The following is a 17,784-nucleotide window of genomic DNA, read 5'->3' on the forward strand; positions in this document are numbered from 1 at the left end:
GGGGGATGAGAACACGTTCTCGCTTGTATACCGCGAGGAGGTCCGAAGTGTCCTGCCGGCGAGAAAGGCGCCCGTCCGGGCCCGGATAGGGCAGGATCGGCGGCATGGCGGACGAGCGGGCCGGACCGATCCGGCGTCGACGGCGCCGTAAGGCGACCCGCGCCCAGGGGGCGCCGGAGGCCACAGCACCCCCGCCAGGTGCTGCGGCCCCGACCGAGGCTCCGCCGCCCGCGCGGGCCACGCCGCCACGCCGCCGCCGTGCGCAGCCCGCCGAGGGCGGGCTGCGCGACCTCATCGGCGCCGGCCGCTCGCAGCTGGGCGTGAGCGGCGCCTTGCGGGCGCGCGACGTGAACCGGCCGACGGACAGCGACCTGGCCGCGGCCGAGCAGGAGCTGGTGATCGTCCGGCGGAACTGGCGCCCGTCCGACAGCCCGCCTAGATCCGGTCAGTAACCGCTCGGGCTTCGTTCACTCCGTCTCGTGCCCGGCGATGGCGCCGGTCGCCTCGTACTCGGCGAGCATCGCGATGCGCCGCTTGTGCCGCTCGTCCTCCGAGAACGGCGTGTCGAGGAAGATTTCGACGAAGTGGAGCGCGTCGGCTTCCGGGTGGTTGCGCGCCCCGATGCTGATCACGTTCGCGTCGTTGTGCTGGCGGGCCAACCGGGCGGTGTCCTCGCTCCAGACCAGCGCGGCCCGCACGCCGGTCACCTTGTTGGCCGCGATCTGCTCGCCGTTGCCCGACCCGCCGATGACGACGGCCAGACTGCCCGGGTCGGCGACGGCCCGCGCGGCGGCGGTGATGCAGGGTGGCGGGTAGTCGTCCTCCGGATCGAAGGTATGCGCGCCGCAGTCGGTCGCGTCATGGCCGAGGCCGGTCAGGTGCTCGACCATCCGGGCCTTGAGCTCGAAGCCGGCGTGGTCACTGCCGAGGTAAACGCGCATACCGGAAATCATGGCAGCGTCCGGCGCCGCGTCGCTCCCTGGGACCATTGGTGATGTGATCGCCGCACTCGACCGACCCGAGCCGTCGGCGCTGCTCACGCAATGGACGGCGCAGCCCGTCGCGATCGCCGTCGCTCTGGTGCTGGCGGCGAACTATGTACGCGGCATCCGCGGCATCCGGCGGCGGAATCGAGCATGGCCGGCCTGGCGCGGCGCCGTCTTCGTGTTCGGGCTGGGCGTCCTGGTCTGGGCGAGCTGCGGGTTCCCGCAGGTCTACTCGGACTCGCTCTACTGGGTGTGGACGACGCAGACGCTGACCCTGTGGCTGGTGGTGCCAATCCTCGTGCTGTCCGGACACCCGGTGCAGCTGGCCCGCGCCGTCGCCGGAACCGACAGCCGACTGGACCGGCTGCTGCGCTCGCGGTTCGCCCGAGTGGTGGGCAATCCGCTGGTCGGGCCGGCGCTCGTGCCGCTGCTCTCGGGCGTGCTGTTCTTCGGGCCGCTTCCCCAGTGGGCAATCTCCTCGGCCGCGGCCGGCTGGGTCCTGCAACTCGTCCTGCTGATCGTCGGTGGGCTCATGGTGCTGCCACTCGTCGGGCTGGACGAGGACGCATCGTCGTTGACCGTCGGGCTGTCGCTCGCAATCGGCTCGTTCGAGCTGGTCCTGGACGCGCTGCCCGGTGTCCTGCTGCGGCTGCACACCGGCCTGGTCACCGGCTGGTTCGACTCGCGGTCCACGCACTCCTGGACGCCACGGGCGTTGCGCGACCAGCAGTCCGCCGGCGCGATCCTGTGGTGCATCGCCGAGGTCATCGACCTGCCGTTCCTCGTGCTCGTCTACCGCCGCTGGCTGCGCGCCGACGCCCGCGACGCGGCGCGGGTCGACGCGGTCCTCGAAGCCGAACGCGCCGCGCGGCGCGGGCTGCAGGACGAGGGAGCCGAACCGGGGCCGGCCGCGGAACGCGACGCGCCGTGGTGGCTCAGCGACCCGGCGATGCAGCGGCGCCTGCGCGATCGGGACTGAAGCGCCAGTCGCCGTTCTCGTCGCGCTGGAGCGCATGCGCCGCGATCGCCGCGGAGACCGGGATCGGCCCGTACGCGTGCGGGAACGCCGTCCCGGTTCCGTAGCTGTCCTCGACGCGGATCTCGGCGGCGATCGACACCGGATCGAGCTCGATCACCACCAGTTCGCCGGCGGTGCGGTAGTGACGATTCGCCGACGCGGCGACCTGATCGCGAAACGACAGGTGGACGAAGCCCTCGGTGTCGAGCGACGCCGGCCGGTACCACCCGGTTCGCGGCCAGTCCACCGTCGCGACGATGTGGAACAGGGGCGCGACCGGGACGAGCCGTGGTCGCTTGGCGGTGATCCCGTCCCCGGACGAACGCCCGCGCAGGCGGCGCAGCATCCACGGGGCCACGTCGCCGCCGAGCCAGCGCAGCTCCGTGCCGGCCCGGCGCAGGGCGTTGGCCCGGGCCACCGTCGGCAGCGGGTCGGCCCACCCCGTGAATCCCGGCAGGTCGAGCGTGTCGGCGAAGGCGGCGGTGATGAGCGAGTGGCCGAGGGGGTTGGCGTGGATACGGTCCGGGCTCCAGATGCGTAGATCGGCGCCCACGCCCTTCTCGGCGAAGTCGACGACCAGCGCCCCGTGCTCGGCGGCGATCCGGCGGATCCGGTCGTTGTAGCCGGCGACCCGCGGCGCGAGACGGCGGAACAGCGGGGCGATCTCGGACGGGTCGGGGAAGGTGGTGGTCAGCACCGTGGCTCCGCTGTCGCGCAGCGCGGCCAGCATCGCGTCCAGATCAGCGGCGACCGCGTCCAGATCGACCGACGGCCGCATCAAGTCGTTGAGCCCGCCCATCACGGTGGCCAGGTCCGGCCGCAGCGCCAACGCCTGCTCGAGTTGCTCGGCGCGGATCGCGGCGACCAGCCGGCCGCGCACGGCCAGGTTGGCGTACTGCAGGTGCGGGCTGTGGTCGGCCAGCGCTTCGGCGAAGCGGTCGGCCCACCCGCGGAAACCGCCACGCCCGTCCGGGTCGTTCAACCCCTCGGTCTGGCTGTCGCCCAAGGCCACGAAACGCGCGAACTGCACGGCCCCATCGTGCCCGGCGCCTACAGCGCCGCGTACACCGCCTCGACGAGCCGGTACGCCCGCCGGTCACCGGGACCGGGACGGGTCAGGTTCGGGATGTAGGCCAGCGCGAGCCCGCAGTCGAGGTCGCCGAGGCCGAGCGCCCCGCTGGCGCCCGGATGACCGAACGCGGTGACCCGCGCCGCCGGCGGCAGATACATGTTCGCCGACGGCCGCATGAAGCCCAGCCCGAACGCGCTCTCGGTGATCAGGGTGCGGTCCGGGCCCCGAACGCGTTCCCGGACGGCATCGTCGAGCCGGTCCCGACCGAGGACCGCTCCGCCGATCAGCCCGCTGTAGAACTCGGCCAGCGCCCGCGCCGTCGCGACCAGCCCGGCGGCCGGCCAGCCGGCCGTGAGCAACGCGGGTTTGTTGAACGAAGCACCGGGGTTGGCAGTACTGCGCTGCAGCGGCGATGCCGGATCCTGCGAGGCCGCCACCAGCCGGTCGACCAGCGGCTTGGGCGCGGGCAGGTCGGGCGCCTTGGTCGGCCGGCCGGCACTGATCCGGGCCAGGTCGTCGATCGACCCGGCCGGGACGCCGAGCCACAGGTCGGGCCCGAACTCCTCCCGCACGAACTCGCCGACGGTCCGGCCCGAGTGGCGCCGCACCAGCTCCCCGACGAGCCAGCCGAACGTGAGCGCGTGGTAGCCGTGATCGGTCCCCGGGCGCCACTCGGGCGTCTGCCCCGCGAGATGGTCGGCCATCGCGACCGGATCGCTCGCCTCGTCCACCGAGATCGGCCGGTCGAAGGCCGGCAGGCCGGCCTGGTGGGTGAGCAGGTGCTCAGCGGTCGTGTCGCCCTTGCCCGCCCGGCCGAACTCGGGCCACCATTCGGTCACCCGCGCGTCCAGCGTCACCGCGCCGCGTTCGGCCAGCACCAACGCGGCCGTCGCCGTCACCGCCTTCGTCGCCGAGAAGGTGACACACCGGGTGTCGCGCTCCCAGCGGCGCCCCGTGCGCTCGTCGGCGATCCCGCCCCAGAGGTCCAGGACACATCGCCCGTCGAGGTACACCGCGACGGCCGCGCCGAGATCGCCTCCGCCGGCGAGGCTCTCGTCGAAGATCTCGCGAACCGGACCGAAGGCGGCGTCGCAGCTGCCCGAGCTCGTCAAGCGAGGCCCAACCGGCGGGTCATTACTCGCAGCTGGTGGTCGAAGTACGCCTCGTAGTCGGTCACGGCATTCACCAGCCGGCCGAACAGTTCGAAGCTGATGGTCCCGAACAGCAACGCCCACTCGCTCAGCGCGCGGGCCATCAGCGCCGCTGGAACGGCCTCGAAGCCCGTCGTGGCCGCGATGCCCTCGAGGTCGGCGCGGACGGTGCGCGGCAGCCGGTCGGACGGCGGTTCCAGGACGCCGCGTTCCAACCCGGCGCGCAGGATCGCCAGGGCGAGCACGACCGGCCGCGACGCCGGTTCGATCGTGGCCTGCGGTGCGGCATACCCGGGCACCGGGCTGCCGTAGAGCAGCGCGTACTCGTGCCGGTGATCGAGGGCCCAGAGCCGGGCGGCGCGGCCGATCGCCACCCAGCGGCCGGCCAGGTCGCGCCGGGGCACCACGGCCTCGGCCTGCTCGATCGCGTCGGCCATCGAGATGTAGCCGTCGACGATCAGGGCGGTCAGAAGGTCGTCGCGACTGGCGAAATAGCGGTAGACGGCCGACGAGACTACGCCGAGGTCCCGGGCCACTGCCCGTAGCGACAGGTTGGGGCCCTCCTCGGCCAGATGCCGACGCGCGATCTGCTTGATCTGCTCGGTCGTCTCGGCGCGCGCCTGAGCGCGCGGCGAGAGCGTCGGTCGTGCCGGCATGGTCGGGAGTCTGCCACGGTGGGGCGGCCAGCGAGAGCAGTGCTCCGAAAGATGACGTCGGACGGCGCGAGGGGGGTACGCGCCGTCCGACACCCCGACGGTACTTGATAGGCCGACCGGCGTCTCGTTGCTCGCTGCGGGTTGTCAGTCGAAGCGCGGGTCGTCCGTGCGGGTGCGCTTCAATTCGAAGAAATACGGATACGACGCGACGAGTCGGGCGCCGTCCCACAGCCGCGCCGCGTCCTCGCCGCGCGGGATCCGGGTGAGAACCGGGCCGAAGAAGGCGACGCCGTCGATGTGGATCGTCGGCGTGCCGACGTCCAGACCGACCGGGTCCATGCCCTGGTGGTGGGACTTGCGGACGTCCTCGTCGTACTCGTCGGACTCGGCCGCGTCGGCCAGGCTCTCCGGGAGCCCGGCCTCCTGCAGCGCCTCGACGTAGAGGCTGCGGTCGAAGTGGCGCTGCTCGTTGTGCCGCTTGGTGCCGATGGCGGTGTACAGGTCGCGCAGCACCTCGGGTCCGTGCTGCTTCTCAGCCGCCATGCAGACGCGTACCGCGCCCCAGCCGCGCTGGACCTTGGACTTGTAGTCGTCGGAGACGCCGTCCTTCTCCTCGTTCAGCAGCGCGAGCGACATGATGCGGAAGGTGAGCTCGATCGAGCGTTGCTGCTCGACTTCGAGGATCCAGCGCGAGGTCACCCACGCATACGGGCACAGCGGATCGAAGTAGAAGTCGACAACGGGACGCGCAGAAGAAGTAGTCACATCAACCACCCTAACTCGGAATGTAGTTAGGGCGTACCCGCTTCCCGCCTGGTGTGGTTGAAAAACGGCCGAAGATCAACCACGGCAGGCGGGAAGCGCCTCAGGCGAAGGCGGCCAGAGCGTCGTCGGCGTGCATGTTCATGTTCATCTCGCTGTGGATGACCTTGACGACGCGGTGGTCCTTGCCGATCGCGAAGGTCCAGCGCTTGACCGGGCCGAGCTTGCCGAGCAGCCCGCCGCGGGCAACACCGAAGATCTTGGCGACGGCACCGTCCTCGTCGGACAGCAGCGGGTAGTCGAACCCGTGCTTGTCGGAGAACTCCTTCTGCCGGGACACGCTGTCGCGACTGATGCCGACCCGCTGCACACCGGCGGCGGCGAACTCGGCCCCGATGTCGCGGAAATGGCACGCTTCCTTGGTGCAGCCGGTGGTCATGGCCGCCGGGTAGAAGAACAGCACTACCGGCCCGTTCGCCAACAGGCCGGACAGCGAGCGCACGGTTCCGTCCTGGTCGGGAAGTTCGAAGTCCGGTACGAGGTCGCCTTGATCCATGCGCTCACCGTATACGCGCTGCCGGGTCGGCGGGGGGCCGTGAAAGACTTCTCGCATATGTGCCCGGCGTGGATCCGCCGGGCGCCCGTCCGTCGAACTGCAGGTGCGTTCCACAACGAGCGCCCGCGACCGAGGAGTGACCTGTTCGTGGCTGTACCGAACCTCACCCGCGATGACGCCCGCGCGCGGGCCGAACTGCTGCGCGTCGAGTCCTACGACATCGCGCTGGACCTGACCGACGGCGGCGGCAAGCCGTCGGATCGGACGTTCCGCTCGACCACGACGATCCGGTTCACCGCCCAGGAGGGCGCGTCGACCTTCGTTGACGTCATCGCCGACAAGTTCCACGCGGTCACCCTGAACGGACGCGACGTCGACGTGGACGGCTACCGCCCCCAGGACGGCATCGCGCTGTCCGGGCTGGCCGCGGACAACACGCTGGTCGTCGATGCCGACCTGCTCTACACGAACACCGGCGAAGGGCTGCATCGCTTCGTCGATCCGCTCGACGGCGAGACCTACCTGTACTCCCAGTTCGAGACCGCCGATGCCAAGCGCATGTACGCCTGCTTCGACCAGCCCGACCTCAAGGCGGCGTTCACGTTCCACGTCACGGCGCCCGAACACTGGCAGGTGGCGTCCAACGCACGGATCGAGCGGGAGGAGGAGCTGCCGGCCGGCAAGCTGCTGCACTTCCGGACAACGGCCCGGATCAGCCCCTACGTCACCGCGCTGGTCGCGGGGCCGTACCACGTCGTGACCGACTCCCACGACGGGATCGATCTCGGCCTGTGGTGCCGGAAGACGCTGGGCCGCCACCTCGACCCGGCCAACCTGTTCGAGGTCACCAAGCAGGGCTTCGACTGGTTCCACGCCAACTTCGGCGTCCGGTACGCCTTCGACAAGTACGACCAGGTCTTCGTCCCCGAGTTCAACGCGGGCGCGATGGAGAACGCGGGCTGCGTGACGTTCCGCGAGGACTACGTCTTCCGCAGCCGGGTGACCGACGCCCGCTACGAGCGGCGCGGCGAGACGATTTTGCACGAAATGGCGCACATGTGGTTCGGCGACCTCGTGACCATGCGTTGGTGGGACGACCTGTGGCTGAACGAGTCGTTCGCCACCTACGCGTCGGTGCTGTGCCAGACGAACGCGACCCGGTGGACCGACGCCTGGGCGACCTTCGCCAACGGCGAGAAGACCTGGGCCTACCGCCAGGACCAGCTGCCGTCGACGCACCCGATCGCGAGTGACGCACCCGACGTGCAGACCGCGGAGGTCAACTTTGACGGCATCACCTACGCCAAGGGCGCCAGCGTGCTGAAGCAGCTCGGCGCGTACGTCGGGGTGGACGCCTTCCTCGCCGGTCTGCGCGAGTACTTCACCGAGCACGCGTACGGCAACACCACCCTCGCCGATCTGCTGCGGGCGCTCGAGAAGTCGTCGGGCCGCGACCTCGGTGACTGGTCGAAGGCCTGGCTCGAGACGGCCGGTATCAGCACGCTGCGGCCCGAGTTCACGGTCGACAGCGACGGCGTGTTCACCTCGTTCGAGATCGTGCAGTCGGCTCCGACGCACGTGGCGGCGTCCAACACGCTGCGCCCGCACCGTCTCGCCGTCGGCCTCTACGACGAACAGGACGGGCGGCTCGTGCGCACCGCCCGCTTCGAACTGGACGTCGCCGGCGAGCGCACCAGCGTGCCAGACCTGGTCGGCACCCGCCGGCCGGCGCTGTTGCTGGTGAACGACGACGACCTGACCTACTGCAAGCAGCGCCTCGACGACGTCAGCCTGCACACCCTTCGCACCGGCGGCACCGCGAAGCTCGATTCACCGCTGGCCCGCACATTGTGCTGGTCCGCGGCGTGGGACATGACCCGCGACGGCGAGCTGGCCACTCGCGACTACGTCGCGCTGGTGACGGCCGGGGCCGCCCACGAGGGCGACATCGGGGTGATGCAGTCGCTGATCCGGCAGGCGCTGCGCGCCCTGGAGATCTACGCCGACCCGTCTTCCACCGCCGAGGGTTATGCGGCTGTCGCCGCCGCCGCCCGCTCGGCGTTGGAGTCGGTGACGCCGGGCTCGGATCATCAGCTGGCGTGGGTGCACGCGCTGCTGGGCGCGACGCGCACGCCGGAGGAGATCGACTTCGTCCGCGGCCTGCTCGACGGCCGCACGACGCCGGAAGGCCTGGCCGTGGACGACGAGCTGCGGTGGGCGATCGTCCAGACGCTGTCCGCGCTCGGGGCGGTCGGGCGCGACGAGATCGATGCGGAGCTGGCGCGGGATCCGTCGGCCGCCGGGCAGCGGCACGCGGCCACCGCACGAGCGCTGCAGCCGACCGCCGAGGCGAAGGCCGAGGCGTGGCGGCTGGCGGTCGAGGACGATGACCTCCCCAATGCCGTCCAAGCCGCCGTCATCGCCGGCTTCGCTCACCCCACCCAGGGGGAGCTCGTGAAGCCCTACGTAGAGCGGTACTTCGCCGACATCCCCGAGGTATGGGAGCGGCGCACGAGCGAGCTGGCCCAGACCGTCGTGGTGGGGCTGTTCCCCACGTGGTCCTCGACCATCGACCGGGCGACCGTCGCCGCGGCCGATGCGTTCCTCGCCGACGCCGACCGGCCCAGTGCGCTGCGCCGGTTGGTGAGCGAGGGCCGTGCCGACGTGCAACGTGCCCTCGCCGCGCGCGCGGCCGACCGCGCCTGAGATCGCCATGGCGGCGGGTTGACCGAGCAAACTTAACGCGTTACCAACATTGGACGTGCTCGTTAAACAACCGTTTGGTACATCCGCCGCCCGTACCCGTCCGGAAGAGATGATGATGCTGCCTGCCGAGCCGCCGCGCCGCCCGCGCCCTGGCCCGCGCCTGCCCGCCGTCCCGGCGGCCGAATCCGGCTCGTCGGCCGGTACGGACCACGTCGCGCCGCAACTCCCGGCCGGTCGAGCCGGCGGCACGGTGGTCGTCGACGGCGAGATCATCCGGATGCCCGGCCTGGCCGCCCTCCTGCGCCGCAACCCGAAGCTGGGCCGCGGCGGAGCCATCGGCGCCATCGTGTCCGGCGTCGCGCTGTTCGTCATCGCCAGCCTGACGACGCCGATCGCGTCGGCCGATGAGGCCAAGCCTCCGTCGCCGTCCTCCTCGCCGGCCGACACCACCTCGCTCCCCCTGCCGGGCATGAGCATCGACCCTGCGGCGCCGGTTGTGATGCGCCTGCTCCAGACCAAGCCCACCCATGCCAAGAAGCAGGCTCCGGTGTCGCACGGGGTGATCAGCGGCCTGGCGGGCAACGGGATCCCCCAGGTCGCTCTGAACGCCTATCGGGTCGCCGCCGCCCGGATTGGCAATGTCTCGCCCGGCTGCGGCATCGACTGGGCCCTGTTGGCCGGCATCGGCCGCGAGGAGTCCGACCACGGCCGCTTCGGCGGCGCCGTGCTGCACGCCGACGGGGTGTCCACGCCGGCGATCATCGGTCCGGCCCTCGACGGCGCGCACTGGGACTACATCCCGGCGCCGGCCAACGGAATGGCGCTCGACGGCGACGCCAAGTACGCGCACGCCCTCGGGCCGATGCAGTTCATTCCGTCCACGTGGGGTGTCTTCGGCACCGATGCGACCGGCGACGGGAAGGCGGACATCTTCAACATCAACGACGCGGCGCTGGGCGCCGCTCGCTACCTGTGTGCCGCGGGCGGCGACCTCCGATCGCACGCCGGCCAGGTCCGCGCCGTGCTCGCCTACAACCACTCCGACGAGTACCTGGCGCAGGTCCTGGCCCTCGCCGACGCCTACCGCCGCGGCGTGTCGATAACCGGCATCCCTACGGGTATCACGAAGGGCGCGCTGCCGAAGGTGAACACGGGCTACATCCCGCCGGCGAACCCCGGCGCCCCCACTGCGGTCGGCGGCAGCGGCTCGGACAAGACGAAGTCGACCACCACGCCCAAGTCCACTGCTTCGTCCACGCCGCGCCAGACGACCACAACGGCGGCGAAGCCGGGCGGCACGTCGGCGGCCTCGACCGGTTCGACTCGCACGTCCAGCTCAGCGTCGCCGACGAAGGCGACGACCCCGCCGACTTCGACGCCGACCCCCGCACCGACGAAGACGTGCAACCCGATCGAGGTCCTGCTCGGCTGCAAGCCTTAGCGCGGCAAGCCCTGGCGGGCACTCGACCCGCCCGGCCCCGCCCGGGCCCGGCTGGCCCGCCCGGTCGGTCTGGCGGGAATCAGCGGTTGCCCGCGGAGTCGGCCAGCATGCGCAGGCCGGTGACCAGGCCTCCGGTCAGGTCGCCGTTGGTGAACGAGGCGCGCATGGCCAGCGCGGCCAGAGCGCAGGCCCGGTTCGGTAGGCGCTTGCTCGACTCCGGTCCGGTGACGATGTGCAGCGCGCGCTGGCCCGGCGATACCGCGACCAGCACGGACGCGTCGTCGAGCCGCTCGAACAACGCCTCGGCGTGGGCGCGGGTGGGCGCCTTGAACTCGCCGACGTAGACCGAGAACGTCAGGCCGGTCTCGCGGCTGGACAGCGTGAGCGCCTCGTCGAGCCGGCTCAGCTGCCGGGTGGTGAAGGGGCTGTCGGCCGAGATCGGTCCCTGCGGCCCGTACTGGAGTTCGTTGGTCGTGACCCGCGTCGTCAGCTCACCACTCACCGCTGGCACCTCCCACGGCCGTGGTGGACGACCCGGCGCTCTCGTGCTGGACGACGGCATCGGGATGCGGCACGTACCAGGACGGCGGGAAGTCCCACGGCCGGCCCGGGCGGTAGCGGTTGGGCTGGCGCACCATCGACTTGCCGTACACGGCGAGCGCGATGAGGGCGATGATGCCCAGCGGAATGCCGACGAACACCAGCACGGTCTGCACGACGGTCACGGCGCCTACGTTAGCCAATCCGTCCTCGGCGCCGTGCGTCAGGGGCGGCCTGATCAGCGGTTCAGACCGCCGGCGCCACCGCGGCCGGTCCATGGCCCAGCCCGAGGTACTGCGCCCAGGACGGATCGCGTACCGACCACCCCATCACGACGGCAACGGTGGCCGGCGGCTGGACCGGCGGCGTCGACAGGTGCCAGCCCAGTTCGGCCAGCAGCCGGTCGCCCTTGCGGTGGTTACAGCGGGCGCAGGCCGCGACGACATTCGTCCAGACGTGCTGCCCGCCGCGCGAGCGCGGGCGGACATGGTCGATCGTGTCGGCGCGGTTGCCGCAGTAGACGCAGCCGTGGGCGTCGCGCTCAAGAACGGCCCGCCGGGTCAGCGGGACCTCGCGGCGGTACGGGACCCGCACGTAGCGCGACAGGCGCACTACCGTCGGGATCGGCAGGCTCAGCCGCTCGGAATGCATCACGTCGTCGCTCGACTCGACGACGATGGCCTTCTCGGCCAGGACGAGGACGACCGCGCGGCGAAGCGGCACGACGCACAGCGGCTCGTACGTCGCGTTGAGCACCAGTGCAGCGCCCACGCCCGACCTCCTCTGATCACAGTCAACCTGACGAAACGCCTGTGCGCACGCATTATCGGCTCGGTTACGGGCTCGGACCGCGCAGCCGGCCGTGCGCCGGACCACATCGCGGCGCGCCCGGCTTGCACTCGGGGGACAGCTCCGTGGCAGGGTGGGCCCGATGGATATCCCCGATTCGAAACAACTCGGCAGCCTGCCGAAGTTCTGGGACGAGCACCGGCGGGTCCTGATCGAGATCCCCATCCGGATCGTCGTGATCATCGTCGTCGCTCTGATCCTGCGCGCGGTGATCCGCCGGATGATCAACCGCGCGGTGCGCCCGGTCCGGGGCGAGCTCCCCCGCCTGCTGCGCCCGTTCAAGGAGCGGCTGGACAGCAGTTCCTTCCTGGAGTCGGCCGGTTTGCTGTCCGAACGCCGGTCGCTGCGCGCCGCCACTTTGGGCTCGGTGCTCAACTCGGCGGCGTCCATCACGATCTTCGTCATCGCGTTCCTGCTCGTGCTCAGCGAGCTGCAGGTCGACCTCGCGCCGTTCATCGCCGGGACGTCCATCGTCGGCGTCGCGCTGGGATTCGGCGCCCAGAACATCGTCAAGGACTTCCTCGCCGGCATGTTCATGCTGATGGAGGACCAGTACGGGGTCGGTGACGTCATCGACTTCGAGAAGGCGACGGGAACGGTCGAGGCGGTCGGCCTGCGGTCGACGCGGTTGCGCGACGTCAACGGCACTGTCTGGTACGTCCGCAACGGCGAGGTCGTGCGCGTCGGCAACAAGAGCCAGGGCTATGCGCAGGTGGTGCTCGACATCCCGATCGACGCCTGGGCCGACGTCGACGCCGCCTCGGCGGCCATGCTCGCCGTCTCGCACGAACTGGCCGCCGACGAGGACTGGTCGGGCGTCTTCCTGAGCGAACCGGAGGTGCAGGGCGTCGAAGCGATGACCCGCGAGGAGACGGTCATCCGCCTGGTGGCCAAGGTGCGCCCCCTGGAGCAGTGGCGCACCGCCCGCGAGCTGCGTCGCCGCATCCGTGACCGTCTCGAACACCTGGACATCGATTCCCACGTGCCGCCGCAGTCCGAGGAGCCGGTGGAGCCCGTCGGCGAGGACGTCCCGCCGCCGCCGGCCGATGCGGGCCAGCCCAACCGGCCCCCACCGACCTAGTCAGCCGGCGAGGTCGAGTACGGCTTCCAGCACGGCCCGGTGCAGCGTCGGGAACGCGTAGTGCATCGTCGCCATCGACGCGACCGGCACTTCGGCGTGAACGGCGAGGGTGAGCATGCCGAGCAGCTCCCCGCCGTACGGGCCGACGACCGTCGCGCCGACGAGAATCCCGCGGTCGACGTCCTCGATGATCTTCACGAACCCGTCGTTGCCCGGCCCATGGATCCATCCGCGCGAGTTTGATGCGAACTGCTGGCGGCCGACGCGGACGGACAGGCCCTTGTCGCGCGCCTGTTGTTCGGTCAACCCGACCCGACCGACCTCGGGATCGGTGAAGGTGGCCCAGGCGACGGCGTGATAGCCGCCGTACGGCTCCTGCTGGCCGAGGATGTGGGCGGCCAGGACGCGGGCCTGCCAGACGGCGACGTGGGTGAAGGCGCCCTTGCCGGTGACGTCGCCGATCGCGAACACGCCGTCCGCGGCCCGCATGTGCTCGTCGACGTCCAGACTGCGCGCGTTCGGGTCCAGACCGACCGTCTCGAGACCGATGTGGGACAGGTTGGGACGCCGGCCGGCCGCGACCAGGAGCTTCTCGCCGGTTGCCGTGCTGCCGTCGGCCAGTGTGACGATCACGCCGTCCCCGCCGCGGGCCACGGATTGCACCCCAACACCCTGGTGCACGGTGATGCCTTCACGGGCGAAGACGTCGGCGACGACGGCTCCGGCCTCGGGCTCCTCGGGCATCAGCAGGTGCGGGGCGCCTTCGATCACCGTGACGGCCGTACCGAACCGGGCGAAGCCCTGCGAGAGTTCGCAGCCGATGGCGCCGCCCCCGATGACGACCATCGAGCGGGGCGCGGCACGCGCCTTGACGATCTCGCGGTTCGTCCACACCAGGTCGTCGACCCCGCGCGGCAGGCCGTCCAGCCCGTCGATCGGCGGCATCGCCGGTGCGGTACCGGTGGCCACGCACACCGCCGCCGCCGTGTGCGTCTCGCCGCCGACCTCGACGCGCAGCCGCCCCTCGTCGCCCCGTCCGGCCAGCCGACCTGCGCCGCGCTGGATCGTCGCGCCCTTGCCCTCCAGCCGCTCGACGGCGACCTTGTCGTTCCAGTCGTCGGTGGCCTCATCGCGGATCCGGGTGGCGACCGGCCCGAAGTCCGGCGAGTCGGAGGCGTGGCCGGAAAGCTGGTTCACCCGCCGCGACTCGGCGAGCGTGCCGGCGGCTCGCAAGATCATCTTCGACGGGATGCAGCCGTAGTACGGGCACTCGCCGCCGACGAGGTGGGGATCGATGCCGAGGACGGATCGCCCGGCCGCGGCGACCTTCCCGGTCAGTTCCTCGCCGCCGGGGCCCAGCCCCAACACGATCAAGTCGTAGTCCATCAGCAGAAGGTATCGAGCGGTCGGTCAGAATGGGACGGTGACGGGATTACCGGACGGGAACGGACGGGCGGACACCTTCTTCGCCGCGGTCGGCGGCGAGGACACCTTCCGCCGCCTGGTCGACGCCTTCTACGCCGGCGTGGCCGAGGACCCCGTGCTGCGTCCGCTGTACCCGGAGGAGGACCTGGCCGGAGCGGCCGATCGGTTGCGCATGTTCTTGATCCAGTACTGGGGCGGGCCGGGCACGTATTCCCAACAACGCGGGCATCCGCGGCTGCGAATGCGCCACGCCGGGTTCAAGGTCGACACGGCCGCTCGCGACGCCTGGCTGCGCAACATGCGCCGGGCGCTCGACACCCTCGACCTGCCGCCCACCTACGAGCACTTGCTCTGGGATTACCTGACCTCGGCCGCGGACTCACTGCGCAACGCAGCCGACTGACATTCGCTCCGATTTGCGGCTCGGGCACAATGAGCCGGTGACCTTAAGCGCTTTCAGCGAACGCCCGTGGTGGGCGTCTGCGGTCGTGTACCAGATCTATCCGCGCAGCTTCGCCGACGGCAACGGCGACGGCACGGGTGACCTGATCGGAGTTCGCCAACACCTCGACCATCTCGTCGAACTCGGTGTCGACGCCGTCTGGTTGTCGCCGTTCTTCCGCTCGCCGATGGCCGACGGCGGCTACGACGTGGCCGATCCCTGTGACGTCGATCCGCTCTTCGGCACGCTCGCCGACTTCGACGCGCTGCTGGCCGATGCCCACGCCCGCGGCATCAAGGTTACCGTCGACATGGTCCCGAACCACTTCTCGAGCGAGCACGAGTGGTTCCGGTCGGTCCTCGCCGAGGGGACGGCCTCGCCGATGCGCGACCGGTTCATCATCCGGCCGGGCCGCGGGAGCAACGGTGACGAGCCGCCGAACAACTGGCCGTCGGTGTTCGGCGGCCCGGCGTGGACCCGGCTGCCGGACGGCGACTGGTACCTCCATCTGTTCGCCCCGGAACAGCCCGACCTCGACTGGACCAACCCGGCCGTGCCGGCGGAGTTCGAGCGGATCATGCGGTTCTGGCTCGACCGCGGAGTCGACGGCTTTCGGGTCGACGTGGCGCACGGCATGGCCAAGGAGCCCGGCCTGCCCGACTTCGATCTGAGCATCCTGCCCGGCCCCGACCAGGTCGCGCACACCCCGAGCGTCGGGGACATCCGCTGGGACCGCGACGCCGTCCACGACATCCATCGGCACTTCCGCCGCACGTTGAACTCCTACCTCGGCGACCGGATGACGGTCGGCGAGGCGTGGGTGGCCGATCCGGAGCGGCTGGCCGCCTACGTCCGTCCGGACGAGCTGAACCTGACGTTCAACTTCCATCTCGTCGAGTCGAGGTGGGACGCCCGGGCGTTCCGCAGCGCGATCGAGCGCTCGCTGGCCGCCCTCGCCGACGTGGGCGCACCGTGCACCTGGGTTCTGGCGAATCACGACGTCGATCGCACGGTCACCCGCTACGGCGGCGGGGGGCGGGGAGTTGCCCGGGCCCGCGCGGCCGCCCTCATCCAGTTGTCCCTGCCCGGCGCGGCGTACGTCTACAACGGTGACGAGCTGGGGCTGGACAACGTCGACCTTCCCGACGAGGCGCTGCAGGATCCGACGTGGGAGCGCAGCGGGCACGTCGATCGCGGCCGCGACGGGGAGCGGGTCCCGCTGCCGTGGAGCGGAACGACGCCGCCGTTCGGCTTCACGACCGCGGCGCGGACGTGGCTGCCCATGCCGCCCGACTGGGCCGGCTGCACGGTCGCCGCGCAAGTCGCCGATCCGGCGTCGACGCTGCACCTGTACCGCGCGACGTTGCGGCTGCGCCGCGAGCTGCCCGACCTGCACGGCGCCGACCTCGAATGGCTGCCGGCGCCCGCCGGCTGCCTGGCCTACCGGCGCGGCGGGTTGTCGGTCTGGCTCAACGCCGGAGACGCCGCGGTGCCGTTGCCGGCCGGCGAGGTCGTGCACGCCTCCGAGCCGGTCGGTATCGAACTCGCACCCGACACCGCCGTCTGGGTACGCAGCTGATCCACCCCGTCACGTGAACAGGACCCAAGCGCGGCGGTCGAGCGTGGTCAGGTCGCTGACCTGCATGCCGGACGAGGACATCGTCCAGATGTCGTCGCCGATCACCAGCGTGCGCGTGATTCCGCTGTCGTACCCGTCCGTCGTGGACACGGCCGGGTTGCGGATGGTGCCCACCGTTCGCAGACCGATGTCGCCTACGCGCACGACGAGGGCCGCGCCGGACTCATTGCCGTTCCACGAGTTGATCGGCAGGATCGCCAGCTTCGCCGCCGGCCAGTACAGGAAGGCGTGCGGATCGATGGGTGATTCCGACGGGGTGTTCGCCCGCGTGAGGTGGGCGAGCCGCCTCGTGTGCTGCGCCGAGGAGCTGTCGAACAGCGAGATCTGCAGACCGTTCACGATGCCGTTGCTGTTCACGCTCTCCCCCACGCCGAGCAGCCGACCGGGCCCGACGGGGTGCAGGTAGTCGGAGTAGCCGGTCATGGTCAGCTCGGCCGACCGCCTCGGGTGGGTCGGATCGTGCAGGTCGAGGACGTAGAGCGGGTCGACCGACCGGAACGTCACGACGTAGGCGAGCGGTCCGAGGAAGCGCACCGCGTGCAGCCGTTCGCCGGCCCCCAGGCGGCCGACCATCCCGGTGATCCGGAGCGTGGCCTCATCGAGCACCCGCAGGCTCGTCGTCTGGTCGTCGGTGTAGGACGTGGTGACGACGCGTAATGAGTTGTCGTACTGCGACATCGAGTAGGAGTCGAAGAGTTGCCCGGGCACCGTCGCCGAACCGAGGTAGGTCGGCCGGCCCGGCCCCGACGTGTCGAAATGGTGGAGGTGGGTCCGGTTCCCGTCGGAACTGGCGACGTACAAACTCTTGGTGCTGCCATAGACCTCGGTGCCGTCGGCAGCGATGGTGATCGGCTCGGGCTGATCGAGGCCGTCGGCGAGGTGGACGGTGTAGACGGTGAGCATCGACGCGCCGGTATACGTCTTCGGGTGGCTCACCGCGGTGCAGGGGACGGTGTGCGCGGCCGTCGTGGTGCCGGTCGTCACCTCGTAGGTGGGCAGCCAAGCGGTCAACGGCGCCCGGGCGACGATCTCGCGGTTGCGGGCGAGCCGCTGTCCGTCGGAATCCGAGCCCCTGGCCGCCGGGAAGGCGATCGTCGGCGTGCTGCTGACCACCAGCCGCGCGGTGCCGTCGACCATCCGGGCGTCGACATAGCCGCCGTGTGGGTGCAACGTGCTGATGACGCTGAGCGGCCCGGCGAGATCGACGAGCAGGAACAGCGAGGTCCGCGCGCCGCCTGTTGGGTACGGACGGCTGTAGATCGGACCGCCGTATACGTTCGGCGTCGGATCGCCGAGAATGACCAAGAGGCGGTCTCCGGCCAGGAGCAGCTGGGCCGAGCCGGCGCCGGCGTACATCGTCAGGTCGAGGCGACCGGTGACCTCGTGTGATCGCGCGTCGACGACCCGCAGAATCCCGTCGGACACCGACACCACGCGGGAGCCGTCGGTCTCGACGGTGT

At 70.9% G+C, this 17,784-nt stretch carries 18 protein-coding genes; 7 read left to right on the forward strand and 11 right to left on the reverse strand.

Translation table 11 applies throughout. From position 1 onward, the window contains the following. The first annotated feature begins 104 nt into the window (after positions 1 to 104). Complete coding sequence (locus ABR571_RS16135; protein WP_409454227.1) at positions 105 to 452, forward strand: hypothetical protein; 348 nt, start codon at positions 105 to 107, stop codon at positions 450 to 452. A gap of 15 nt (positions 453 to 467) precedes the next feature. Here ABR571_RS16135 and ABR571_RS16140 read toward each other — a convergent pair whose 3' ends face one another. Then, positions 468 to 941, reverse strand: coding sequence for a ribose-5-phosphate isomerase (locus tag ABR571_RS16140; protein WP_409454228.1), 474 nt, complete (start codon positions 939 to 941; stop codon positions 468 to 470). A 55-nt stretch (positions 942 to 996) separates the two neighbouring features. Between ABR571_RS16140 and ABR571_RS16145 the strand changes: the two genes are divergently transcribed. Further along, positions 997 to 1,965, forward strand: a complete 969-nt coding sequence (locus ABR571_RS16145) for a cytochrome c oxidase assembly protein (RefSeq protein ID WP_409454229.1) — start codon at positions 997 to 999, stop codon at positions 1,963 to 1,965. On the opposite strand, the gene ABR571_RS16150 is transcribed toward ABR571_RS16145, so the two are convergent. The 5 genes from ABR571_RS16150 to ABR571_RS16170 form a co-directional block, all read right to left on the reverse strand. Beyond that, positions 1,922 to 3,034 carry a DUF952 domain-containing protein gene (locus tag ABR571_RS16150; RefSeq protein ID WP_409454230.1) on the reverse strand — a complete coding sequence of 371 codons (1,113 nt, stop codon included), beginning with the start codon at positions 3,032 to 3,034 and terminating at the stop codon, positions 1,922 to 1,924. The genes ABR571_RS16145 and ABR571_RS16150 overlap by 44 nt on opposite strands. A 20-nt stretch (positions 3,035 to 3,054) precedes the next feature. Then, positions 3,055 to 4,188, reverse strand: a complete 1,134-nt coding sequence (locus tag ABR571_RS16155; protein ID WP_409454231.1) for a serine hydrolase domain-containing protein — start codon at positions 4,186 to 4,188, stop codon at positions 3,055 to 3,057. Further along, positions 4,185 to 4,883: a TetR/AcrR family transcriptional regulator gene (locus ABR571_RS16160; protein WP_409454232.1), complete on the reverse strand. Its 699-nt coding sequence runs from the start codon at positions 4,881 to 4,883 to the stop codon at positions 4,185 to 4,187. Before ABR571_RS16160 ends, ABR571_RS16155 begins: the two co-directional genes overlap by 4 nt. A gap of 144 nt (positions 4,884 to 5,027) precedes the next feature. Continuing rightward, entirely contained in the window at positions 5,028 to 5,648 is a 621-nt protein-coding gene (locus ABR571_RS16165) for a DsbA family protein (RefSeq protein ID WP_409454233.1), read from the reverse strand. A gap of 100 nt (positions 5,649 to 5,748) precedes the next feature. Continuing rightward, entirely contained in the window at positions 5,749 to 6,201 is a 453-nt protein-coding gene (locus ABR571_RS16170; RefSeq protein ID WP_409454234.1) for a peroxiredoxin, read from the reverse strand. A 147-nt stretch (positions 6,202 to 6,348) separates the two neighbouring features. Between ABR571_RS16170 and pepN the strand changes: the two genes are divergently transcribed. Both pepN and ABR571_RS16180 read left to right on the forward strand, forming a co-directional pair. Continuing rightward, a complete protein-coding gene (gene pepN, locus ABR571_RS16175; protein ID WP_409454235.1) occupies positions 6,349 to 8,907 on the forward strand; it encodes an aminopeptidase N in 2,559 nt (852 codons plus the stop codon). A gap of 109 nt (positions 8,908 to 9,016) precedes the next feature. After that, positions 9,017 to 10,348 carry a lytic transglycosylase domain-containing protein gene (locus ABR571_RS16180; RefSeq protein WP_409454236.1) on the forward strand — a complete coding sequence of 444 codons (1,332 nt, stop codon included), beginning with the start codon at positions 9,017 to 9,019 and terminating at the stop codon, positions 10,346 to 10,348. Positions 10,349 to 10,427: 79 nt separating this feature from the next. Here ABR571_RS16180 and ABR571_RS16185 read toward each other — a convergent pair whose 3' ends face one another. The 3 genes from ABR571_RS16185 to ABR571_RS16195 form a co-directional block, all read right to left on the reverse strand. After that, the gene (locus tag ABR571_RS16185; protein WP_409454237.1) at positions 10,428 to 10,850 is read right to left on the reverse strand and encodes a DUF5130 family protein; all 423 of its coding nucleotides are present in this window, start codon (positions 10,848 to 10,850) and stop codon (positions 10,428 to 10,430) included. After that, positions 10,840 to 11,073 (reverse strand): hypothetical protein, encoded by a 234-nt coding sequence (locus ABR571_RS16190; RefSeq protein WP_409454238.1) that lies wholly within the window; start codon positions 11,071 to 11,073, stop codon positions 10,840 to 10,842. Before ABR571_RS16190 ends, ABR571_RS16185 begins: the two co-directional genes overlap by 11 nt. Positions 11,074 to 11,134: 61 nt before the next feature. Then, positions 11,135 to 11,659 (reverse strand): HNH endonuclease, encoded by a 525-nt coding sequence (locus tag ABR571_RS16195; RefSeq protein WP_409454239.1) that lies wholly within the window; start codon positions 11,657 to 11,659, stop codon positions 11,135 to 11,137. A gap of 160 nt (positions 11,660 to 11,819) precedes the next feature. Here ABR571_RS16195 and ABR571_RS16200 point away from each other — a divergent pair, with 160 nt between their 5' ends. Continuing rightward, complete coding sequence (locus ABR571_RS16200; RefSeq protein ID WP_409454240.1) at positions 11,820 to 12,818, forward strand: mechanosensitive ion channel family protein; 999 nt, start codon at positions 11,820 to 11,822, stop codon at positions 12,816 to 12,818. On the opposite strand, the gene ABR571_RS16205 is transcribed toward ABR571_RS16200, so the two are convergent. Then, positions 12,819 to 14,204, reverse strand: a complete 1,386-nt coding sequence (locus ABR571_RS16205) for a dihydrolipoyl dehydrogenase family protein (RefSeq protein ID WP_409454241.1) — start codon at positions 14,202 to 14,204, stop codon at positions 12,819 to 12,821. It lies immediately after the preceding gene. A gap of 37 nt (positions 14,205 to 14,241) precedes the next feature. On the opposite strand from ABR571_RS16205, the gene ABR571_RS16210 reads away from it, so the two are divergent. Further along, a complete protein-coding gene (locus ABR571_RS16210; RefSeq protein WP_409454242.1) occupies positions 14,242 to 14,646 on the forward strand; it encodes a globin in 405 nt (134 codons plus the stop codon). Between the two features lie 37 nt (positions 14,647 to 14,683). After that, positions 14,684 to 16,264, forward strand: coding sequence for a glycoside hydrolase family 13 protein (locus tag ABR571_RS16215; RefSeq protein ID WP_409454243.1), 1,581 nt, complete (start codon positions 14,684 to 14,686; stop codon positions 16,262 to 16,264). 9 nt (positions 16,265 to 16,273) lie between these two features. Here the strand turns inward: ABR571_RS16215 and ABR571_RS16220 are convergent. Further along, a partial coding sequence (locus tag ABR571_RS16220) for a beta-propeller domain-containing protein (protein WP_409454244.1) occupies positions 16,274 to 17,784 on the reverse strand: 1,511 nt, incomplete at its 5' end.

Origin of the sequence: Jatrophihabitans sp., from assembly GCF_046262535.1 — a bacterium.
In the GTDB taxonomy this organism is placed as follows: domain Bacteria; phylum Actinomycetota; class Actinomycetes; order Mycobacteriales; family Jatrophihabitantaceae; genus Jatrophihabitans.